A 22,580-nucleotide genomic window follows, 5' to 3' on the forward strand; every position below is an offset into this window, starting at 1 on the left:
TCATCCTAAAAATAACCACCAGTATTGAGCACATTTAAAGGCTAACACACCATGAAACAGAACATCTTATTTATTGACCGCGATGGCACTATGATTGAAGAGCCGGTGAGCGACAAACAGGTCGACAGTTTGGCTAAACTGGTTTTTGAGCCGCTATTGATCCCTTCTTTACTTAAGCTTCAAGCGGCAGGTTTCAGGCTCGTGATGGTCAGTAACCAAGATGGTCTTGGCACGCCGTCATTTCCACAAGATGACTTCGATGCTCCTCAAAACATGATGATGCAGATTTTAGAGAGTCAAGGAGTGATCTTCGATGAGATCTTACTTTGTCCTCATTTCGATGATGACAACTGCAGCTGCCGTAAGCCAAAATTGGGATTAGTCAAAGATCACCTCACGCAAGGCAAGATCAATTTTACCCAATCTGCTGTCATTGGCGATCGTCACACAGACATGGAACTCGCTAATGCGATGGGCATTAAGGGGTTGCAATACAACCGCGATACCCTCAATTGGCACGACATCACCCAACAGCTGTTAAGCACCGAGCGAGTGGCGAGCGTCATTCGCACCACCAAAGAAACCGATATACATGTCACGATTGATTTAGACTCACAAGAAAAAGGCAAAATTGACACAGGTATTGGATTTTTTGATCACATGCTAGATCAAATCGCGACCCACGGCCATTTTAAGATGGATGTCAGTGTCGATGGCGATCTGGAGATTGACGATCACCATAGCGTTGAAGATACCGCCTTGGCGATCGGCGATGCTTTAAGGCAAGCCTTGGGGGATAAACGTGGCATCGCCCGCTTTGGCAATGTATTTGAACAAGCTATCCCAATGGACGAAGCCAGCGCCTCGTGCCTGCTGGATTTATCAGGTCGTCCTTTTATCAAATTCGAAGGCGAGTTTGCACGTGAACTTGTCGGCGCCATGGCCACTGAAATGGTGCCGCATTTCTTTCGCTCATTTGCTGACGGTTTGCGATGCACTTTACATTTAACGACCAAGGGCAATAATGATCACCACAAGGTCGAAAGCCTGTTTAAGGTATTAGGGCGTACCTTGCGCCAAGCAGTCAAAATCGAAGGTGACCGTTTGCCTTCAAGTAAAGGCGTCCTTTAGCCATGAAGAATAACCAAACAACGATGACTGCATCTTCAAAGGACAACACATGATCCCCACAAACACCACCGTCATCATCGACACAGGTTGTGCCAATTTAAGCTCGGTTCGCTATGCATTCAAGCGGCTTACTGATGATGTGATTGTCTCCGATGATCCTCACGTCATCAAAGCGGCAGCGAGAGTGGTACTCCCCGGAGTCGGCACTGCTGGCGCGGCGATGGCTTCATTAAAAGATAAGCAACTTATTGAGCTTGTCCAGCACTTAACACAGCCCGTCCTTGGCGTGTGCTTAGGCATGCAGATAATGACAGAACTGTCAAAAGAGCAAGGAGGCAGACGCATTGATTGTGAATGTTTGGGCCTTATTCCCACACAGATCACCGAACTTGATAGCCAAGGTCAGCCTCGGCCTCATATGGGCTGGAACCAAATCACCCCATCAGACCACCCCCTATTTGCGGGCATCGCGGACGGCAGTTATCTCTATTTTGTCCACAGCTACCGTGCACCACTGAGTGAGTACACTATCGCACAGTGCCAATATGGTGAAACCTTCAGCGCCGCTATCGCCAAAGATAACTTTATGGGTGTGCAATTTCATCCCGAAAAAAGTGCCTCGGTGGGTGCGGCGATATTAAGCAATTTTTTAACATTAGATAACGACTCTTTTACCCTTACATTACAGGAGACAAACTGATGATAATACCGGCAATCGATCTTATTCAAGGCCAAGTTGTGCGTCTCTACCAGGGCGACTACACACAAAAAACTGTCTTTGATTTAAGCCCGCTTTCACAACTTAAATCTTATCAGAAACAAGGAGCTAACTGGCTTCACATTGTCGACCTCACTGGTGCCAAAAATCCTAAAATGCGTCAAACAGCACTGATAACAGAACTCGTTAATGGCCTCGATGCCAATATTCAAGTTGGGGGTGGCATACGCACTGAAGAGCAGGTCATCGAACTGCTCAACATAGGGGTTAAACGTGTCGTCATTGGCTCTCTTGCTGTCACAGAAACCGCGTTAGTGCAGAGCTGGTTGCAAAAATATGGCTCCGATGCTATCTGTCTGGCCTTGGATGTTAATATCAATGAGCAAGGCGACAAAATCGTCGCCGTCTCTGGCTGGCAATCTGGCGGCGGTAAAAGTCTAGACGCATTAGTTGCCGCTTTTGCCCCTTTTGGCCTCAAGCATGCATTAGTGACTGACATCAGTCGAGATGGCACATTAAGCGGTGCTAATACGCAACTCTACCAAGAAATAGCCCGCTTATACCCACAAATACACTGGCAAGCTTCTGGCGGTATCGCCACTTTAGAAGATGTAGCAGCAGTGCGAGATGCTGGCGCCGATGGCATCATCATAGGCAAGGCCTTGTTAATTGAAAATTTTAATGTAGAGCAGGCTATTGCATGTTGGCCGAATAAAATAGGAGTTGAGCCATGTTAGCCAAACGGATCGTGCCGTGTCTTGACGTAAAGGACGGAAAAGTGGTTAAAGGCGTGCAATTTCGTCATCACGAAATTGTCGGCGATATCGTTCCCTTAGCTGCACGGTACGCAAAAGAAGGCGCCGATGAACTGGTTTTTTATGATATCACTGCCAGTGCCCATAACCGGGTTATCGATAAAAGCTGGATAAGTAAAGTGGCTGAATGCATCGACATCCCCTTCTGCGTCGCAGGTGGCATTAGCACCTTAGCGCAGGCAAGAGAAAAACTCGCATTCGGCGCAGATAAAATTTCAATCAATTCACCTGCACTGAGCGATCCAAGCTTAATTAGACGCTTACAAGATGAGTTCGGGCGCCAATGCATCGTAATAGGCATCGACTCCTATTACGATGACATAAGTGACAGTTATAAAGTGAAGCAGTTCACTGGTGATGAGTCCGCCACCAAAGACACTCAATGGTTTACTCAAGACTGGGTTGAAGAGGTACAAAAGCAAGGCTGCGGTGAAATCGTCCTTAACGTGATGAACCAAGATGGCGTGCGTCAAGGCTACGATTTAACACAACTCTCTATCGTACGTGCAGTATGTGATGTACCACTTATTGCCTCAGGAGGCGCTGGTACCATGGCGCACTTTAGAGCGGTGTTTGACATTGCTAAAGTCGATGCAGCACTGGCCGCCAGTGTATTTCATAAAGGGATCATCGACATTAATGCCCTTAAACATTATTTAGCACAGCATCACATTGCCACTCGACGTTAAATCATTTTATGATAAGTGAACTGCCCTTAAGCGACAGGAATAGACAATGACACACACAATACAAGATACAGCCGCCTTTTCAGCTTCACTGGATTGGGACAAACAAGATGGGCTCATTCCCGCTGTGGTCCAGAACCACCTAACGGGCAAAGTGCTGATGCTAGGTTATATGGATAAAGCTGCATTAATCAAAACCTTGGAGACTGACACTGTGACGTTTTTCAGTCGTAGCAAGCAGCGTTTGTGGACCAAAGGAGAAACCTCAGGTCACACTCTTCAGCTGGTTGGCATCGACAAAGATTGTGATAACGACAGCTTATTAGTACAAGTGTTACCCAAGGGTCCAACGTGCCACTTACACACTGAGAGCTGCTGGCCCAATGGTCCCGCCCATCCTTTTCTCGACAACCTAGCCAACTTGATAGCGGCACGTAAAGGCGATGATCCCAATTCCAGTTACACCGCTCACTTGTTCGACAGTGGCACTAAGCGTATTGCACAAAAAGTGGGTGAAGAAGGGTTAGAAACTGCCCTTGCCGCAGCCACTCATGATAAACCTGAGTTGATTGATGAAGCGTCCGACCTTATCTATCATTTACTCGTCTTACTCGAAGATCAAGATCTCAGTTTGGCTGATATTACTCATAATTTAAGAGCACGTCACATCAAGGCTAAGTAGCGGGTTATCAATCCAAATGAACATGATTGGATTGATTAAAAATACAAAGCCTTAACATTAGGGCTTTGTGAGCCACACCCCCGGAGCTGAATATCCGTATTATCTACTAAACAAAAAATACTGTTTTTACTGCGATTCTCAGCCTAAAAAGCTGTTGCAAGTGGCAACTTCTGCTACAATTCCCGCCGAAATCATCCATTACCATAAAAGACTCCTATGAATCTCTCTACTACCGTTCTAGCCGTTAACGATGATCTTCCTATCCGTACAGATATGGCCGTTCATTCAGGTAAAGTTCGCAGTGTTTACTGGCTCACAGAGCAAGACAGTGCCCGCTTAATTCAACAAAAAGGTTACGATGTTCCTGCTGATACACCACTTGCCATCATGGTGATAAGCGACCGTATTTCAGCATTTGATTGTATCTGGCAAGGCGAAGATGGACTCAATGGTGTACCTGGTAAAGGGGCCGCACTTAACGCTATATCAAATCACTGGTTTACACTCTTTAAAGAAAAAGGCTTAGCGGACAGCCATATTCTAGATGTACCGCATCCCTTTGTATGGATAGTTCAAAAATCCCAGCCAGTGATGGTTGAAGCCATTGCCAGACACTATATCACAGGGTCGATGTGGCGTGCCTACACCAAAGGGGAACGTGAGTTTTGTGGTATCACCCTGCCTGAAGGATTAGAAAAAGATCAAAAACTCCCAGCGTTATTAATAACCCCATCAACAAAAGGTGTGTTAACCGGCCTTGAAGGTGTACCTGAAGCTGATGACGTCAACGTGTCGCGCAGCGATCTCGAACGTCACCTCGAGGGGTTTAATTTTCACCAAGCATCAGATATCGACCTCTATGAGAAGCTACTCACTGAAGGCTTTGCCGTGATAAGTGAAGCACTTGCTGCACAAGATCAAATTTTTATCGATACTAAGTTTGAATTTGGTTACGTTAAAGGTGCTGACGGTAAAGAGAAACTTATTTATATGGATGAAGTGGGCACTCCTGACAGCTCACGGATCTGGGATGGACCCGCACATCGTAATGGCAACATCATCGAACAATCAAAAGAAGGTTTTAGACAGTGGCTCCTCAATCACTTTCCTGATCCCGATATTTTGTTAAATAAAGAGCGTATGCCTGAACGTTTTGCCCTCGCAGCTGATAACAAATTACCGCAATCTGTTATGATGGATATTTCTAATACATACATCGCTATCGCTGAAAAAGTCATTGGTAAAAAATTACATATTAGTGAAAACCCTAAACAAGAAATTATTGATATTCTACACAATGAATATCAATTAATTACTGACTAAAATAGTCAGTAATTAATTGAAGCCACAACGTTATTAAGCGAGGCGATGTGGCTTTATACTTTCATGAGTTTCCAAATCCATTCTTACCATAAAGGGATTTAATTGACCGAATCACATTCTTACATGGGTCAATTAACCAATATTTGTTGATAATTAATAATACCTGTACAGGGATATAACCACGTTTAGCATAAAAAATGCACACATAATCGGCTGTCGGTATCGGCCCTTCATACAGTTTATTTGGGAATACAATAGACTGCAGTTTTGCCACCTTTGGATGTTTAGCACCACCAATAATAAACCGTTTTTTGCTCTTTATGATGTCTAAAAGTGACCACAAATAAATAATGCCACGGTAAAAGTTATTCACTTCACTATTGATCCATAATCCACCAGCTTCAACCACATCATCTCCCTGAGTCATAAAATAAGGTTGGTCAACCGATGCTGGAATATCTGCAAAATAACGGATCGGCAACCGACTATTTAATGTATAACCTCCTATCATTTCACCTTTTTGATCACTAAAAGCCCGCACCATAGAAATACGTTTAAAATACTCTATGGAAGTCTCATTGCCGGATGCCTGCTTATAGTGTTCAGCAAAGGTTTCAAATTCTGCATCTTGAGCAAGAATCGTCGTAGTTAACATAATCGCTTCCCCTTTAGTGGGGCAGTCTGATAACGACCTGCATTAATTAAATTATGTGGATCGAGTGCATCTTTGATCTGCCCTTTAAGCTCAAGCGCATCCTGATCCAGTTCTTGAGATAAAGAAAAAGGCATTTCATCTACGGCACGTCGATAACATTGCCATTTATTTTCGGTATAAAGTCGACGCAATCTATGTATCAGTACTTTGGCTCTTTGTTGCTCTTCTGGCACACTCACATCATAATATAAGCTAATGATCGCCTGACACATATGTGCTGTCACCGACGTTAATGTGATCCCAAATTCGAATCCATATTCTTGAAATAATGTCTCAGTCTGCGTCACACAAGCATTCACTTCTTCTCCCAGCATAGGCAAAGTTGGGGCAATCCAATAAAAACCACAATCATTGTCGATGGGATCCATGTTCTCAATGCTATGTGGTTGCTGATTACGCCAATAACAACCTTTAAGGGCCATAGGATCTGGATTTCCTTCAAACATGATCATTGCACGGGTAAATTGACTCATTTGTTCTTGAAACTTCACGTAACGAATGGAATGCTTAAACAAGGGCATGGCATTTTCAAGCAAACGATCCACTTTGATCAGTCGACTTAACGAAATAACCTTAACATCAGCCATTGATCTCAATGCTAATTTAATTCTTCGCGCTTTGGCTTTAGCAACATTAGGCTCCCCAGATACGACAAAAGCGGCTGTCCACGGCATGATTTTATGTTGTTTTTCCAGTTGCGCGACGTCTTCTTTCAGGACTCCCAATCTTGGATCCCATTGAGAAAAATCAAACTGGCTTACCATAGACAACATACGGTAATTATTACCAATATGGGGTAACGTATCTAAGGTATTTTCTGCTTTAAGTTGTCGAAGAATATCAATATAAGCACCTATATCTTCAACATTTTTTAACCTGACAAGACAACGTAAACTTTGCTTTTGTTTCAGCGACAATTCAAAACGTATTTTCGTCACTACTGCAATATTATTTTGCGTAAAAAGCTCGGTGATCCCAGCACCATGACCCGCTCTACCAACATAACGTGGCTGTGTATCCAATGATTTTTGTTCACCATTAGCAAGAATATATTCAGTAATAGTGAAATGCCGACTCCGATAACCTTGTGCACCATGGCCAAAGCCTCTTTCGAGCACATTACCCATAATACTGGTGGTTGGCCCTGCTCCCGTACAGTCAACCATCCAAGGAGTATCAGTTAGAAACGCTGCAAGTTGTCCTTGGGTGACACCGGGGCCTATTTCTACTACGCCAAGCTGCTCATCATAATCGTGGATTTGATTCATTAAACTCAGGTCAATCAACAAATTGTCATCAGCCACTGGCGCCGCTTTACCATACCCCCAGTTTTTGCCCGTACTGATCACATAAAAAGCTTGCATAGCTTTCTGGCATTGTTTAATTAAGCTGATCAATTCATCGTTAGTCTTGGGTTTCACTACACCCAATATTCGTTTTTTATAATCTACCAGTCCACTTTTATTATAATAATCAATGATATCACTGGAATCATCGTTAACAAAACTTAAATCCAACATAAAGACCCACAATTAAACACTAAAAACAAACAAATTATACACTTGTTTGAATTGGCAGATATGTAGTCCAAAAGTACTTAATCACCAATAGGATAAAATTGGAATATCTCTGCTTCGCAACCATCACAGAGTACTGTGAACAAGGTTGTATTTGAGATCAATGAAATATTAATTTGGCAGAAGTTTTTTAACAATATGGAGCAATTTTTCTGGCTCAATCGGCTTTTGCAGCCAACCTTTTACACCGCAATGCCTCCCTTCTTGTTTTTTTGAATCTTTTGATTCATTGGTTAACATGATAACCGGAGTAAATTTAAAATGTTGTTGCTGCTTCAATACTTTTACAAATTCTAGACCATCCATAATGGGCATATTAAGATCGCAAATGAAGAGTGCGACATTAACGCCTTGTATTTTATCTAGCGCATCACGACCATTCTCAGCTTCTAGGATTTGATAACCTGCACTTTTGAGTGTACAGGATACGATTTGACGAAAATAAATAGAATCTTCAACAATCACAATAATATGGCTCATATCCGTCTCTTATATTTGGCAGGCATACTATCTTGCACGAACGTTTATTGGTTTACATTGAGTATATACCCAAACCACCTTAAGACGCAGAGTTACGCATGTTTTATAAAAAAACATCGAGGTTCTGATTAACCCTGTCGCTATCTTAATTTTGTTGATTATTTTTCAGGGGAATGATTAACATCCAGTGTCCATATCACTTGGCCTTGTTAGTTGAGTAAAAAGCATTGTAATTAGCGCCAATTTGGCTTTATATGGCTTACAAGGCTATTTTCTCTAACAGAGCATAAACCGAGAGTTTTTCATGAAAAATATTATTTGCGATATCGACGGCGTATTACTGCATGATAATGAACTTATTCCTGGCAGTGATAAGTTCATTCATCGCTTACTTGAACAAGGTAATCCATTGGTTATTTTAACCAATTATCCGGTACAAACAGGCAAAGATTTGCAAAATAGACTTGGTTCTGCAGGGATTAACGTCCCCGAGGAATGTTTTTATACCTCAGCCATGGCAACAGCTGATTTTCTAAAACATCAAACGGGTAATAAAGCTTACGTCATCGGTGAAGGCGCCACTTCAATAACCAATATCATCTTCTTTACCCTAGCGTAATGAAGCCAATAACAACAAAAATAGGATGTTCCATGCGATTACTGCTTACTGTACCGACCATTGCATTACTGAGTGCCTGTAGCCAACACGTTACAGAGTCTCAATCTGACGTTAAAGTCCAATCTGACTCCCAAGAGCAAGCCGATATCGGCAACCAAATTAAGTTTAATGAGGCCCGTTTTCGTATTGATATAAAAACCCTCTCGTCAGATAAATTTGAGGGACGTGCACCCACTACCAAAGGGGAAACACTCACGCTTAACTACTTAACCTCAGCCTTTAAACAAATGGGATTAGTCGGCGCCAATCATGGTGACTTTTTACAAGCAGTCCCTATGGTGAGCTACACCGCCAGTGAACAACAAGTGATTAGACTCGCGGGCACTGAGCTGACACATCGCAAAGATGTGGTCTTGGGCAGTCGTCACGATAATGGTGGCATCGATATTAGTAAGGCGCCTTTGGTATTTGTCGGCTACGGCATCTCTGCGCCTGAATATGACTGGGATGATTATAAAAATATCGATATGACAGGTAAGATTGCTGTGATATTAGTCAATGATCCTGGCTTTGCGAACCCTCAATCTGGCTTGTTTAATGGCAAAGCTATGACCTATTACGGTCGTTGGGACTACAAATATGAGGAAGCCAGTCGTCATGGTGCACTAGGTGCGATTATCATCCATGATACCGCTCCGGCATCCTATCCATGGTCTGTGGTTGAAAATAGTTGGACTGGGGCACAGCAAGATCTGGCTCAGAGCAAACATGATCAAGCCAAACATATTCAAGTTGAAGGCTGGATCACTTTAAATGCCGCAACAGCGTTATTCACTCAGTCTGGATTATCTCTGTCTACACTCATGAAACAAGCGGCCAGTAGACCACTTAATTACCCCTTGAAACAAACCGCCGATATTCAATTTACCAATAAAGCGGAATACGCCAACAGCTATAATGTTGTCGCCACTTTACCCGGCATTACAACCCCTGATGAACACGTTCTCTTCTCCGCTCATTGGGATCACCTTGGAGTCGATGAAAGTAAATCTGGTGATAACATCTATAATGGTGCACTTGATAATGCTTCCGGTACGGCAGGTATTTTGGAAATTGCACGCCAATTTGCAGAGCAAGCACGAAATGGCCACCCATCAGATCGATCTGTGACTTTTATTGCCACAACGGGTGAAGAACAGGGATTACTTGGCTCTCGTTATTATGCCGCCCATCCACTTTATCCTATCGACAAATCGGTGGCCCTATTTAACTTGGACAGTACCAATATCTATGGCAGGACCCGTGATTACACCATCGTTGGTAAAGGTAAATCGGAACTGGAAAGTTATCTCATTAAGGCATTAGCGTCACAGCAACGCACTGCCACGGCAGAAAAAAATCCTCAATCCGGTGGATTCTTTCGCTCAGATCATTTCAGCTTCGCACAAAAAGGCATCCCCGCTGTCTTTGCCGGTGGTGGTAGTCAACCTGTAGATGAAGCCACCCGCCAATATAAGGCTCTGATGAAGCAAACAATGAAAGATTGCTATCACAACACCTGTGATGAATACCGAGACGATTGGGATCTCAGTGGCGCATTAGAAGATATTGCCGTCTACTATCATGCCGCTCATGCATTGGCTAACAGTGACAATTGGCCCGGGTATTATCAGGGAACAGAATTCCATCACCTGCGTGCAGCTAAATCTACACAAGGGCCAACCATTGCCAATGTTGGAGTTAGCGAATAGCAAAGTTAATTGTTAACCATTTATGATCGCCTACTTCGCTAGGCGTTTATCTTTTAAGCGTTTTATATGCTCGATCATAAGTTAAAATATAATTTCTTCATTGCACAAACAATTAAGCCATTATTAGCGAAAAATAGATTATATGAGCCCAGCAAGCTAGCAAATGAAGATTCCTCACAAAAAAAAACCTTTAAGTGACAATTCATCACTAAGGCTGCAAAATTTTCAAGATTAAACCTGATAAAAAGTCACTTTTATCTATGATTTATCATTTTAGTATTTGGCAAACTTGTCATTTAATGGCACAGTAGCACCTAATTGAGATTTACACCGTTTTGTGGAGCAAGCCCTATGTGTTCAATTTTCGCCATTTTAGATATACAATCTGACTCAACACCTCTACGTCAAGTCGCACTGGAGATGTCTAAACTTATGCGTCACCGTGGCCCTGACTGGTCTGGGATATACAGCTGTGATAATGCTATTCTTGCCCATGAGCGTCTCGCCATTGTTGATATTGAGCATGGTGCTCAGCCTTTACTCAGCCAAGACCAAAACATCATACTGGCTGTTAACGGTGAAATTTATAACCATAAAGAGTTAAAAGCTGAACTCGGTGATAAATACACCTACCAAACCCATTCAGATTGTGAAGTTATTTTGGCCTTATATCAGGAATATGGCACTGAGTTTTTAGATAAACTTAATGGTATCTTTGCTTTTGTTTTATATGACAAAGAAAAAGATTTTTACCTCGTTGCTCGAGATCATATGGGGATTATTCCTCTCTACACTGGCCGCGATACTGAAGGTAACTTTTATATTGCCTCTGAGATGAAAGCCTTAATGCCTGTGTGTAAAACGGTTGAGCTCTTCAAACCTGGCCACTACTTGACCAGTACAGACAATGAAACTGATGGCTACGTTCATTATTATCAGCGCGATTGGAAAGCATTTGATGCAGTGAAAGACAACCCAGCCAGTGCTGATGAAGTAAAAGAGGCATTAGAAGCAGCAGTAAAACGGCAATTAATGTCTGATGTCCCCTATGGTGTATTACTCTCTGGCGGGCTTGATTCTTCTGTGATCTCGGCGATCACACAGACTTATGCTAACCGACGTATCGAAGATAATGATGAGAGTAGTGCCTGGTGGCCACAACTGCACTCATTTGCCGTGGGTCTTGATGGCGCTCCTGATCTTATCGCAGCGAAAAAAGTGGCTGACGCTATAGGGACAATCCATCATGAAATCACCTTTACTTTTCAAGATGGGATTGATGCCATTAAAGATGTGATCTACCACCTAGAAACGTATGATGTCACCAGTATCCGTGCTGCAACACCTATGTACTTGATGGCTCGAAAGATCAAAGCCATGGGAATAAAAATGGTCCTATCAGGTGAAGGTGCAGACGAACTGTTTGGTGGTTATCTCTACTTTCATAAAGCCCCTAATGCACAGGCGTTCCATGAAGAGCTGGTGCGAAAACTCGATAAGCTACATTTATTCGATTGCTTACGCGCCAATAAAGCCATGGCCGCTTGGGGATTAGAAGCCCGTGTACCTTTCCTTGATAAAGAGTTCATCGACGTGGCAATGCGGATCAATCCCGAAGCTAAAATGTCCAAAGACGGTAAAATCGAGAAGCATATTCTGCGTCAAGCCTTCGAACATAAGCTACCGAAAGAAGTCGCATGGCGTCAAAAAGAGCAATTCAGTGATGGTGTGGGTTATTCTTGGATAGACGGGCTAAAAGAATTAGCTGAAGAAAAAGTGGATGATCTCAAACTGGCCAATGCCAAGTTTAAATTCCCATACAACACCCCAGAGACCAAAGAAGGTTATTACTACCGCTGTTTCTTCGAAGAACTGTTTCCACTGCCAAGTGCAGCTGAAACTGTGCCAGGGGGGAAATCAGTAGCCTGCTCGACTCCTGAAGCCTTGGCATGGGATGAAAGTTTACAGGGGATTATCGATCCATCAGGCCGTGCGGTTCAGTCGGTTCACGACAGCGCTTACTAGAAGTAAAAATAAGGCTGTGGTGAGATGATCACAGCCTTACCTGATTTTATTTAACGAGTAAACATAGCCGCAATTAACCCAATAATACCGCCAAATACACCACCCCAGACAACCAACCAACCTAAGTGCTCTCGGATCATCTCTTCAATGATTTCTTTCACTAACTCTGGCGTTAACTCATTTAATCTTTGAGTGACGATGTCGCTCACTTTGGTGCGCATATCTGCAAGTACATCAGGGCGTTCGAGCTCATTCTTGACTAAATTAACAAAATCTTCGCTTTGTGATATTTCAACTAAAGACGATTTCATTTTGTCAATAAAAGGCGCTTTAAGAGGAGCGATAGCCTCTGAGCCACCAAACATCGCTAACATACCGCCAAGTGATGATTGCTCAATCGTGGTAACTAAAGCATCAAAAGCTGGCGCCATGTCGACTTTTTCAATTACGGGTTGCAGGTTGATGTGTGACTCAACACCTTCTCCTGATAAAAAGCGCTCAATATTTTCATCAGTAAAAAACTGCTCCATCATCAAATTTGAGATAGCTATTTTAAACTCTTCAAAACGGGTTGGGATCACACCAGATCCATACAAACCAGGTATTTTTTCAAATAACATATGCACAGCTAACCAGTTGGTCACCGCACCAGAAAGTGCAAATAGACCGACGTTAAATAGGATGGCTGATGCAAAAAAGTACCCAGATACAACCAAAACGGCAGCGATCAAGTTAGTGATGACACTCTTATTCAATCTCTTACTCCAACATTATTAATAACACTTCAAAAAATAATTATATCATAGTGATATTAGCTTTTACCCATTCATGCAGAGATCGTCTTCATGCTAACCAACAAAAACAGTCATCCCCCTATGCTTCATCGGCTAACACGCTTATTTTGTCAGTAGACTATAAAAAAATATAAATTTTACATCATCTTAGAACCCAAAAGAATGTTGCCTATTATTAAAAAAAATCGGTAAATTTAATATTTTTAATCTCTGAAAAGCTGGTCTACACTTTAATTCAAACAAAGACAGTCACACTTAATTCGAAAATAACACAATCACTATTGACCACCAACATAACCATGATGGGTCATTAAGGAGATAAGTATGCAAGCCCCAAATAGCCCACGTGGAGCATTAGGTTGGCACGAATTAACCTCTAATTCTTGTCAGGATGCATTTAATTTCTATGGCGAAATATTTGGTTGGACATTTAAAACAATGCAGATGCCACACGGCCCTTACCATATTATTGAAAACGATGGCGTGGATATTGGCGGGATCGCACCAAACCCATGTCCCCAACAAGAAAGTCATTGGACTGGCTATGTAACGGTCGCCAATGTTGATGACGTTGCAATGAAGGCCAGATCATTAGGCGCTGAAATTCTCTATGGGCCGGAAGATATTCCTCAAGTCGGCCGACTCTGTTGGATAAAAGATCCTCAAGGCGCTATCATCGCAGCGATAACTTATAAAAAATAGCAATATTAGGTTAACGAGTCATGCTTAAGTATTTATAACCATAAGCAAGCGCATGGATCCTCTCAAGTGGCGCCCCATAAACATATAGTTGTTGCGGCCCTTTGGTCACGAAGCTGGGCTCAGCGCACAAGAAAACCCGTTGTGAATAACCCGATGATGTCGTCTGATTTCCTAATTGATGCCGACTCATCGCCACGTCGAATGGATCGCCAGTCTTAATCCTCTTAGATCGCAACTTTCCCTCATGCACATTGTCGACACAGGCGAAATAAGCGACATTTTTATGTGCTAACATCAAATGAGATAACGCATTATGATAATAAAGATCCGCGATATTTTTAACCCCATGATATAGGTATATTCTTCCCTTATGCCCTTGAAATAATGCCTCTTTCACTATGCCATACACTGGTCCTAATCCGGTACCAGCACCGATTAATATCAAACTGTCATTTTTATATTCAGCCTTGTAGCAACTGTCCCCCCAAGGTCCTTGCATTAAAAGCGTTTCCCCCACACTGGCATGATTAAATAACCAATCGCTAAATTGGCCATTGTATTTTCTGCGTATATGCAACTCAATGACTGGTGAATGTGGATCATTCGTAATCGCGTAGCTTCGTGTCAGCCCATCAAAACGACGTAAGTTAATATGTTGTCCTGCGCTATGAGGTATCTCTTCACTGGGTTCAATTAAAATTTTGACGACAGACTCAGACAAATACTGTTTCATCGAGATGTGCCCAGTGGTAAATAGGTTTTGAACTAAAATTGACTTCAACTTTAACTCTGGTGTGGGCTGACATTGACATGCACAAATATACGCATCTGATTTTAGCTCGGTGGTTAATCCCTTTTGTGCGTCGTCAGGAAGAACACCATCAATATGCTGAACTAAGCAGGTTTTACATGCTCCTTTTTTACAGGAGTAGCTTACAGAGTGCCCTTGCCTAATTAATGCATCGAGTATTGTTTCACCTTCAACAGACTGTATCGTTTGCTCATCAAAATAAAATTGCGTCATAGTAATTTTATCCAATTTTTTTAGAATATCAATGCAACCTATCAACGTATCTTATTGTTTAACATTACTTATGTCCTTTTTCACTCGCTAAAATTTAAACTCTAAGATACAGCTAAACAATTAACTAAGTATGTGCGATCGGACTCAAAAAGCGATAAATTTAAGCAAAATCTATCATAGGTTCTCACTCTTAAGTACCATACTATTTACTCACTTAACTCATTAATATAGAGATTATTAACTTTTATATGATACAACTTAGCCATTAACGTCAGCATTAATGGCGCATAAACCTCATCCAAAAAATAGAGATTGGCCTTAGCGACTTACATAAGGATGTGATCTTGTGCTGACATGAGTTACACTCTGGCGGATTTTGATTATACCAGAGGTATTGCATGTTTATTATTCGTTGGTTTTTAGGTCGTCTTATCTTACTGCTCAATTTTATTTTCACGCCCAAAAAGCGCAAACGTCCTCAAGGTGAACAAACGACCGTCGATGCGGCCACTCAATATTTAGCCTTATATCAATATAAAGCGTGTCCATTTTGTGTAAAAGTGAGGCGTTCTATGCGCAAACAAGGTTTAAACATTGTGCTCCTAGATGCCAAGCAAGCACCCCATAAAGACACATTATTGGATCAAGGTGGGTATGCCAAAGTTCCATGCCTACGGATTGAAGAAAATGGTGACACTCGTTGGATGTATGAATCTTCAGATATTATTGATTATCTTGATAAGCGCTTTGCATAAATAAAAAGAAGCGGCCGCTAATCACTGGTCGCTTTTTATTTCAGAAATCAACAATTAACACTTGGGCATCATACCTTTTAGTACCAGATCCTGATAACTCACTAACCCCAAAATCTCACCATTCTCAATAACAGGGGCTTTTGAGATCCCAAATCGTTCAAATAAACGCGCACAATAACGTACATCCATCTTAGCATTAACCGAAAAAACAGGTTTTAGCATAATTTCATAAATGTTCACCCGCTCAGGCGCCTTATTTTTTGCCAGTATTTGTTTGGCTATGTCACTCATTAACACAATACCAAATTCATCGTTTTCATGGCGCTTATTCACAAACAACACTTTTACATCCTGCTCAATGGCATACCTAACGGCATCAGCGACAGTATGAAGACCATCAACCATAGCAAATTTATTGGTCATCACATCAGAGTTTCGAACCACTTCACGCTGACTCATATCTCATCCTCTATATCTTTACATATTTCTTTCACTTGGTGTGCTACACCAACGGCATCTTCAACATCTATCTGTATTGCGATCCCTTGTCCTGGATTAATATCAAACTTCCCGACTCTATTTATCGTCTCGAGAATAATACGGCTCTTATGCTCTTCAACTAAAAAAAGCACCACATCTCGTTGAACATCGAGTGTCAGTCCCATAAAGGTTCTCTTTTTTTCAATCCCCTCACCTCTAGCATGGTTGATCACTGTTGCCCCTGTCGCACCCGCCTTCCTTGCCGCATCTACAATACGATTTGTCGTGCCATCATCTGTAAAGGCAATAATGAGTTTAAAGCGCATCTTTAACTCCTCATAATTTATTAATATTCGTTTTTATAAATAGCAAAACCAGATCAAGATGTTTTATTTTGCTCCCTGATAGCCCGTCTTTTATTGAACACAGCAACCATTTGCGCGTACCCCATCACACTGATAATAGGAAACAAACTCGCAAAAGCGATCAAACCAAATCCATCAATTAACGGATCACGGCCTTCAACATTCGTTGCTAATCCCAAACCCAACGCCGCCACTAAGGGCACTGTTACCGTCGATGTGGTCACACCACCAGAATCATATGCAAGGGCAATAATCACTTTTGGCGCATAGATGGTTTGAATAACAACAATGATATACCCAGCCATAATATAATAATGGATCGGATCACCAACCACGATTCTAAAGCAGCCCAAAGCAATACCAAAGGAGACACCAATTGCCACTGATATGCGTAATCCCTGAACACCAATCGCACCAGCAGAGACCTCATTGGCTTTAATCGCCACCGCGATTAACGATGGCTCTGCAATCGTCGTACTAAAACCAATAGCAGCGGCAAATACATACACCCACATATAATCTTGCCAAACAATCACCTCATTGTGCTCAAGATTAGGATGAATAAACTCAACACTTGTGAGTTGCTCCGCCATGCTCTCGCCAATCGGAAAAAGAGCCAATTCAAGTCCGACTAAGAACAGTGATAAGCCAACAATGACATAAACAAAACCTAATACTACTTTACGCCAATTAACAATAGGTTGTCTGAGTACACCTAGCTGAAAACCAAACAAAATAACAGCAATTGGGATAACATCCCTTACCGTTAGCAAGAAGGTATCAAGCAACAAGGTCAACATCTCCATTAAAATACCCACATGCCGTAAACTAATACGAAAATCATTGGTGTTAGACTCGCAAATGCAATCAACCCAAACCCATCAAGCATAGGATTTCTTCCTTTAATCACACTGGATAACCCTATTCCGAGCGCCGTGACTAAAGGCACGGTGATCGTCGATGTTGTCACCCCACCGGAGTCATAAGCAATACCAATGATGCTCTCAGGCGCAAAACACGTCAGGATCATGACTGTGACATATCCACCAATGATTAAATAGTGAATAGGCCAACCTTTTAAGATCCTCACCACACCTAATAAGATTGCCAAACCAACCGCAATTGCCACGGTGAGCCTCAGCCCCATGGCATAATGATCCATTGATGCTTGACCTGTGTTAATCATGCCTCCCTCAGCTGCAACTTGAGCCGCTTGATTCGCCACTGCCGTTAATGCAGGCTCAGCCAATGTCGTACCAAAGCCAAGCGAAAATGAGAATAATACCAACCAAAAAATACTGCCTTTACGAGCCAGCGCTTGAGCAAGAGATTCACCAATAGGAAACAACCCCATTTCAAGTCCAAATACAAAGAAACTCAAACCAAATATAATAAAAACAAGCCCAATCAAAATTGAGAGTAAATCGGTAGGAGCTTGCTGTAAAATAAAGATCTCAAAGAAGCTCACTACCAATATGATAGGAACAAGATCTTTAAAACTCGATAGCAAAGAGTGAAGTAGTTTACCAAACGCTGCCATTAAGGCTCCATGTAAATAATCAAACTAAAAAATTCAGCTTATTCGCACTGTGTATCATGGCACACTGAGCGGAACATATTCAGTGTGCCATTAAGGAAATAAATAGCAACGATTAACCCTGATAGTTTGGTAAAAAATTGAGCACGATCAAGTTTATGACAACATATTTAAGCTGCCTGTCGAGTGTAAAAGAAACCGTATAATCATGCTCGTTGAAAATGAGTTATGCTACAATCATCAACTTAATCATTTCGTCGTATAAACACCGAAGTTCATATCGCTAACGATGAACGATTGAGATTACTGACAACACCATAAGATATACTATGCTGAACTATCAAATAGCCATTTTACTTTCACTGACATTGATGACCGCTTGCACCAGTAAAAAAACTGATCCAAATGATTTCGACCTTCGCGTAAAAGACAAATTTAGCACCAAAATAAAAGGAGATGGCATTAAGCTTTTTACCTATAAAGCTCAACTTGCCACTTTATATGATCCCCATATTGAATCGCCTTCTCGGCATCATACGCTCCAATCATCGGAACGCAATAAGCAACCAGATCTTACCGACTGGACTCAACAGATAGAGTTAGGCCTTTCAAAAACGTTGGCGATGACTGGTTTTTGCCTAGAAGGTTTTATGGAACTCAGTCGTATCATTGAAGTCGGAAGGGCTGAGATCCGTGGCGAATGTAACGAAGGCGCCACAGAAGATGATAAGAATTAGTTTTCACACAAAAGCGGCTAAAAAATCACTGGCTCTGCCACTGCAATTTATCCACTAAATAAGAAAATCCATATTTTATGGCTTGAAGTGTGGGATTGAGTTAAAATCCGTGCCAGTTTACGATCTGGTGATCAATATCGGCAGATTTATACAGTACTTGGGTTGGGTAGAGAGTTTATGAACAGAAAACAAAAAATGATCAAGATGACGGCGAAACGTGCTAAAGCACGCCTGAACAAACATACAGCTCCTACAATCAAAACGTATGTCTCTAAAGGCGATCGTGCCAAAGCATTAGCTCAAGAGCAAGCTCAAGCGGCATTGAATGCATCTAATGAGAACATTGATAACGAACACGTTATTCTAGACGTAGAAACACCAAATAGTGAAGAAGAGAAATAATACCGCACTGTTTTTCGTTGTATTTAATTTCACCACTATGATAGCCATAAAAATAACCTATATCGCTAAAGCGAATACACCGTTTTTATGGCTTCTTTACTATCACATGTAACATTAGTTTATTTATCAGTCGTCTTAAAAATATGAGACACTTCATTACTTGCTTCACAATCTTGCTCTTCGGTTATTTGAGCCATTTGGACACATGAAGAAGAAAGTGGATTAGGGCTGGTTGGGCTCAACTCAAGATCGAATGGATCATCATTAACATCTGCATCTAATCTCGCTTGTAAAGTGTTCACCCTCACTTTTTCAACCAATCGAAAGGCGGCATAAACACCAAAAATAGCAAAAATAATGGTCCCAATCACTTGTCCAAGTAACACCCCATAAACTCCACCCCATTGAGCACCAAAATAGACAAAAGGTATTGTGCCTATCGTCGCCTTACCCACGTTGAAAAAAGTAGAGTATTTAGCCTTACCTAAATTATTAAAGGACGCATTAGCAACAAATAACGCACCAGAAAATACAAAGAAAAAAGCAATATAAGTACAAAAAAATCTAATTAATTCAGCACTGTCTCCCTTCATGTCGAACATTGAGACGATTTGCTCTTGCAGTAACATGAGTAACAATGAAACAGTGATTATATACCCAGCACAAAACTGCAGTGCTTTGGTTAAGCTTTCTCGAACACGGCTAAATTCATGGGCACCATAATTCTGTCCAATAATAGGTCCTATCGCACCAGATAAAGCAAAAATCATCCCAAAACAAACAGGCGTTAAACGTCCCAGTACTGCCCACCCAGCAACGTATCCATCGCCAAAATCAGCAATCGCTCGCGTAACCACAGCATTGCCAATCGGAGTGGCTACATTTGTCAGCATGGCTGGCCCCGCAATGGCAAAAATAGGCTGGAGATCAGCTTTAAAATTTGCCAAATCAAACTTGCCAAATAATTTGTGTTTAACGATCACGCCACGAGCCGAAATGAGTAATACACCCAATCTGGACAGCACAGAAGCAATAGCAGCTCCCTCGATCCCCATGCCCAGCGCAAAGATAAAAATAGGATCAAACACCAAATTAATCCCACCACCAGCCAATGTCGACATCATCGAGAGTTTTGCATCCCCGACAGCCCTTAACGCAGTACCAAGTGACATGGCGAGACAAATGAATGGCAATGACGGTACCAAAATATAAAGGTAGTCAGATGCCAGTTCAGCTGTGTGCCCAGTGGCCCCTACGAGTGCCAACAGTTCAGGAATAAAATAACTCACAATACCTGACACTAAAAGCGATATAAATAAGGTTACCACAACGCAGTTTAGCAATAATCTTTTGGCAGTATCGACCTCTTTAGCACCTAACGCTCTTGACACTAATGCACCTAAAGCTATAGACAAACCAATGCCAATAGACGTCGTAAAAAAAGAGATACTGCCCGCATAACCGACAGCTGCGGCTAACTCTTGCTCACCCAGTAAGCTTAAAAAGAAAATATCAATCAAATCGACCACAAACAGTGCCGATATACCAATGGCTGAGGTTGAGCTCATCACCAAAATATGACGCATTATCGAACCTTGAACAAATTTAGCTGTGGTCATTTTTATCCTTGTTGTTATTGATTAATTTTTACTTTTTATAGGTCAGCTTCAAGGCTATCACCACAATTATCACAGTATTTTGCATCATTTTCATGACCCATTTTCAAACAATTACGGCACCGTCTGATGTCTTTGCTGCGCACCATCTCTTGTGAGATCTCCGCCGTTAAAATGCCAGTAGGAATGGCAATGATGGAATAGCCTAACAACATAGTAAAAGCTGCAATAGCCTGTCCTAAACTAGTCTGTGGAGTGATATCACCATACCCAACAGTAGTAATCGTCACTATCGTCCAATAAACTGACTTAGGAATAGAGCTAAAACCACTCTCAGGTCCTTCGACAACATACATTATCGCACTCAATACCATTACAATTAAACTAACGGAGAAAAAGAAAATAAAAACCTTACGTCCCGATTGCAACATTGCTCTAAGCAACACGTTGCCTTCACTGAGATAGCGTAACAATTTAAATACTCGGAAGATCCGAAATAATCTTAAAATTCGGATAACGAGAGTAAAATTCGCGCCAGGGAAGAATAGTACCAAATAACCTGGTAAAATAGACAATAGATCCACGACACCATAGAAACTTCTGACATACCGAATAGGCTGAGCAGAGCAATAGAGCCGAAGTAAATACTCTAAGGTAAATATGAGGGTAAAACACCACTCTAAAGCCCCTATCAATTCACCATATTGGCGATGTATGGAAGCGAGTGTATCAAGAAAGACTAAGCTGACACTCAAAATAATACAAACAATTAAACTAATATCAAAATAGCGACCTAAACGTGTGTCAGTACCAAATATAACCCTTCTGAGTTCGAACTTTATACACTCCTTGCGATTGACTTGACTATCTTGTTGCATTAAAAACCACTGTTCATCGACTAGAACCCACATTTTGCCACTATATAGAGCGTAATTCCAATGCGAGCTTTTGACATTAGGTTAAATTCGATTTAAGCACCATAATTAAGGTATTATACTCACACATGCTAACCGTTTATTAAAAGATCACATGCATAAATTAACTTTTCTGCTCGTTTCTATCCTTTATCTAAGCCTTTGTGAGCCGAGTTATAGTGCCACTTCAAAGCAAAGTGATCCAATTGGCTCATCAATATCGACCTTAAACGGTATCGATCTAGTTGTGGTCACTAAATCAACCTCAAAAATGGTGCTCATGCGCAATGGAAAAATCATGCGCCAGTACCGTATTGCATTAGGAGATAGGCCTAAAGGACACAAATTGGAAGAAGGTGATCAACGTACCCCAGAAGGACGATATACCTTAGACTATAAAAAATATGATAGCGCGTATTATCGCGCAATACACATCTCTTACCCTAACGATGAAGATCAGCTCAGAGCCAATGCATTAGGCATTAACCCTGGGGGACAAATTATGATCCATGGTCAGAGCCCTAACTCATCTCACTCAGCAAGAGAAACACAGCAATACAATTGGACAGATGGCTGTATTGCAATAACCAATCAACAGATGGATGAACTTTGGGGCGCTATTAGCACAGGCACTCCCATTGAAATTTGGCCGTAAAAAATTTTACCTGTGCTCCCCTGCTTTTCTATACCTTAAGATAGGTCAGTTATCGCTGACTTTTACCTAATAAAAAG

General features: G+C 41.7%; 24 protein-coding genes and 1 pseudogene. 14 read left to right on the plus strand and 11 right to left on the minus strand.

What is annotated here, in order from left to right:
- Nucleotides 1-51 precede the first annotated feature (51 nt).
- From hisB to HQQ94_RS13520, 6 genes are all read left to right on the plus strand, one after another.
- On the plus strand, nt 52-1,131 hold the full coding sequence (hisB, locus tag HQQ94_RS13495) for a bifunctional histidinol-phosphatase/imidazoleglycerol-phosphate dehydratase HisB (protein WP_173294910.1): 1,080 nt from the start codon (nt 52-54) through the stop codon (nt 1,129-1,131).
- A 49-nt stretch (nt 1,132-1,180) separates the two neighbouring features.
- A complete protein-coding gene (hisH, locus tag HQQ94_RS13500) occupies nt 1,181-1,831 on the plus strand; it encodes an imidazole glycerol phosphate synthase subunit HisH (RefSeq protein ID WP_173294911.1) in 651 nt (216 codons plus the stop codon).
- On the plus strand, nt 1,831-2,586 hold the full coding sequence (gene hisA, locus HQQ94_RS13505; RefSeq protein ID WP_173294912.1) for a 1-(5-phosphoribosyl)-5-[(5-phosphoribosylamino)methylideneamino]imidazole-4-carboxamide isomerase: 756 nt from the start codon (nt 1,831-1,833) through the stop codon (nt 2,584-2,586). The genes hisH and hisA overlap by 1 nt, the downstream gene beginning before the upstream one ends.
- On the plus strand, nt 2,580-3,353 hold the full coding sequence (gene hisF, locus HQQ94_RS13510; RefSeq protein ID WP_173294913.1) for an imidazole glycerol phosphate synthase subunit HisF: 774 nt from the start codon (nt 2,580-2,582) through the stop codon (nt 3,351-3,353). The genes hisA and hisF overlap by 7 nt, the downstream gene beginning before the upstream one ends.
- Before the next feature lie 46 nt (nt 3,354-3,399).
- Complete coding sequence (gene hisIE, locus HQQ94_RS13515; protein ID WP_173294914.1) at nt 3,400-4,032, plus strand: bifunctional phosphoribosyl-AMP cyclohydrolase/phosphoribosyl-ATP diphosphatase HisIE; 633 nt, start codon at nt 3,400-3,402, stop codon at nt 4,030-4,032.
- Nucleotides 4,033-4,248: 216 nt separating this feature from the next.
- Entirely contained in the window at nt 4,249-5,355 is a 1,107-nt protein-coding gene (locus HQQ94_RS13520) for a phosphoribosylaminoimidazolesuccinocarboxamide synthase (RefSeq protein WP_173294915.1), read from the plus strand.
- 61 nt (nt 5,356-5,416) lie between these two features.
- Here HQQ94_RS13520 and HQQ94_RS13525 read toward each other — a convergent pair whose 3' ends face one another.
- From HQQ94_RS13525 to HQQ94_RS13535, 3 genes are all read right to left on the minus strand, one after another.
- The gene (locus HQQ94_RS13525) at nt 5,417-6,010 is read right to left on the minus strand and encodes a hypothetical protein (RefSeq protein WP_173294916.1); all 594 of its coding nucleotides are present in this window, start codon (nt 6,008-6,010) and stop codon (nt 5,417-5,419) included.
- Nucleotides 6,004-7,590: an FAD-dependent oxidoreductase gene (locus HQQ94_RS13530; RefSeq protein ID WP_173294917.1), complete on the minus strand. Its 1,587-nt coding sequence runs from the start codon at nt 7,588-7,590 to the stop codon at nt 6,004-6,006. The genes HQQ94_RS13525 and HQQ94_RS13530 overlap by 7 nt, the downstream gene beginning before the upstream one ends.
- Nucleotides 7,591-7,758: 168 nt before the next feature.
- The gene (locus HQQ94_RS13535) at nt 7,759-8,127 is read right to left on the minus strand and encodes a response regulator (protein ID WP_173294918.1); all 369 of its coding nucleotides are present in this window, start codon (nt 8,125-8,127) and stop codon (nt 7,759-7,761) included.
- A gap of 304 nt (nt 8,128-8,431) precedes the next feature.
- Here HQQ94_RS13535 and HQQ94_RS13540 point away from each other — a divergent pair.
- The 3 genes and pseudogenes from HQQ94_RS13540 to asnB form a co-directional block, all read left to right on the plus strand.
- Nucleotides 8,432-8,707, plus strand: a pseudogene (locus tag HQQ94_RS13540) (UMP phosphatase); the annotation flags it as partial.
- A 71-nt stretch (nt 8,708-8,778) separates the two neighbouring features.
- The gene (locus HQQ94_RS13545) at nt 8,779-10,497 is read left to right on the plus strand and encodes a M28 family metallopeptidase (RefSeq protein WP_173294919.1); all 1,719 of its coding nucleotides are present in this window, start codon (nt 8,779-8,781) and stop codon (nt 10,495-10,497) included.
- A 351-nt stretch (nt 10,498-10,848) separates the two neighbouring features.
- Nucleotides 10,849-12,522: an asparagine synthase B gene (asnB, locus tag HQQ94_RS13550; RefSeq protein WP_173294920.1), complete on the plus strand. Its 1,674-nt coding sequence runs from the start codon at nt 10,849-10,851 to the stop codon at nt 12,520-12,522.
- A 50-nt stretch (nt 12,523-12,572) separates the two neighbouring features.
- Here asnB and HQQ94_RS13555 read toward each other — a convergent pair whose 3' ends face one another.
- On the minus strand, nt 12,573-13,277 hold the full coding sequence (locus HQQ94_RS13555) for a DUF445 domain-containing protein (RefSeq protein WP_173294921.1): 705 nt from the start codon (nt 13,275-13,277) through the stop codon (nt 12,573-12,575).
- 363 nt (nt 13,278-13,640) lie between these two features.
- Between HQQ94_RS13555 and HQQ94_RS13560 the strand changes: the two genes are divergently transcribed.
- Nucleotides 13,641-14,018: a VOC family protein gene (locus tag HQQ94_RS13560; RefSeq protein WP_173294922.1), complete on the plus strand. Its 378-nt coding sequence runs from the start codon at nt 13,641-13,643 to the stop codon at nt 14,016-14,018.
- Nucleotides 14,019-14,028: 10 nt separating this feature from the next.
- On the opposite strand, the gene HQQ94_RS13565 is transcribed toward HQQ94_RS13560, so the two are convergent.
- Nucleotides 14,029-15,042, minus strand: coding sequence for a 2Fe-2S iron-sulfur cluster-binding protein (locus tag HQQ94_RS13565; protein WP_173294923.1), 1,014 nt, complete (start codon nt 15,040-15,042; stop codon nt 14,029-14,031).
- A 398-nt stretch (nt 15,043-15,440) separates the two neighbouring features.
- Between HQQ94_RS13565 and HQQ94_RS13570 the strand changes: the two genes are divergently transcribed.
- Entirely contained in the window at nt 15,441-15,797 is a 357-nt protein-coding gene (locus tag HQQ94_RS13570; protein WP_173294924.1) for a glutathione S-transferase N-terminal domain-containing protein, read from the plus strand.
- 54 nt (nt 15,798-15,851) lie between these two features.
- Here HQQ94_RS13570 and HQQ94_RS13575 read toward each other — a convergent pair whose 3' ends face one another.
- Genes HQQ94_RS13575 through HQQ94_RS13590 form a run of 4 tightly spaced genes read right to left on the minus strand, consistent with a single transcriptional unit; the run spans nt 15,852 to nt 18,182 of the window.
- Nucleotides 15,852-16,256: a CBS domain-containing protein gene (locus HQQ94_RS13575; RefSeq protein ID WP_173294925.1), complete on the minus strand. Its 405-nt coding sequence runs from the start codon at nt 16,254-16,256 to the stop codon at nt 15,852-15,854.
- A complete protein-coding gene (locus tag HQQ94_RS13580; RefSeq protein ID WP_173294926.1) occupies nt 16,253-16,603 on the minus strand; it encodes a P-II family nitrogen regulator in 351 nt (116 codons plus the stop codon). Before HQQ94_RS13580 ends, HQQ94_RS13575 begins: the two co-directional genes overlap by 4 nt.
- A gap of 53 nt (nt 16,604-16,656) precedes the next feature.
- A complete protein-coding gene (locus HQQ94_RS13585; protein WP_173294927.1) occupies nt 16,657-17,448 on the minus strand; it encodes a DUF1538 domain-containing protein in 792 nt (263 codons plus the stop codon).
- Nucleotides 17,448-18,182 carry a DUF1538 domain-containing protein gene (locus HQQ94_RS13590; RefSeq protein WP_173294928.1) on the minus strand — a complete coding sequence of 245 codons (735 nt, stop codon included), beginning with the start codon at nt 18,180-18,182 and terminating at the stop codon, nt 17,448-17,450. The genes HQQ94_RS13585 and HQQ94_RS13590 overlap by 1 nt, the downstream gene beginning before the upstream one ends.
- Nucleotides 18,183-18,508: 326 nt before the next feature.
- On the opposite strand from HQQ94_RS13590, the gene HQQ94_RS13595 reads away from it, so the two are divergent.
- Together HQQ94_RS13595 and HQQ94_RS13600 are read left to right on the plus strand one after the other, a co-directional pair.
- The gene (locus tag HQQ94_RS13595; protein ID WP_173294929.1) at nt 18,509-18,916 is read left to right on the plus strand and encodes a hypothetical protein; all 408 of its coding nucleotides are present in this window, start codon (nt 18,509-18,511) and stop codon (nt 18,914-18,916) included.
- 177 nt (nt 18,917-19,093) lie between these two features.
- Nucleotides 19,094-19,318: a DUF2986 domain-containing protein gene (locus HQQ94_RS13600; RefSeq protein WP_254304060.1), complete on the plus strand. Its 225-nt coding sequence runs from the start codon at nt 19,094-19,096 to the stop codon at nt 19,316-19,318.
- A gap of 119 nt (nt 19,319-19,437) precedes the next feature.
- On the opposite strand, the gene HQQ94_RS13605 is transcribed toward HQQ94_RS13600, so the two are convergent.
- Together HQQ94_RS13605 and HQQ94_RS13610 are read right to left on the minus strand one after the other, a co-directional pair.
- Nucleotides 19,438-20,937, minus strand: a complete 1,500-nt coding sequence (locus tag HQQ94_RS13605; protein WP_173294930.1) for an MATE family efflux transporter — start codon at nt 20,935-20,937, stop codon at nt 19,438-19,440.
- A 35-nt stretch (nt 20,938-20,972) separates the two neighbouring features.
- Nucleotides 20,973-21,812, minus strand: a complete 840-nt coding sequence (locus HQQ94_RS13610; RefSeq protein ID WP_173296645.1) for an ion transporter — start codon at nt 21,810-21,812, stop codon at nt 20,973-20,975.
- A gap of 151 nt (nt 21,813-21,963) precedes the next feature.
- Here HQQ94_RS13610 and HQQ94_RS13615 point away from each other — a divergent pair, with 151 nt between their 5' ends.
- Nucleotides 21,964-22,503 carry a murein L,D-transpeptidase family protein gene (locus tag HQQ94_RS13615; protein WP_173294931.1) on the plus strand — a complete coding sequence of 180 codons (540 nt, stop codon included), beginning with the start codon at nt 21,964-21,966 and terminating at the stop codon, nt 22,501-22,503.
- Nucleotides 22,504-22,580: the final 77 nt, after the last annotated feature.

Source organism: Shewanella sp. VB17 (assembly GCF_013248905.1).
Taxonomy (GTDB): domain Bacteria; phylum Pseudomonadota; class Gammaproteobacteria; order Enterobacterales; family Shewanellaceae; genus Shewanella.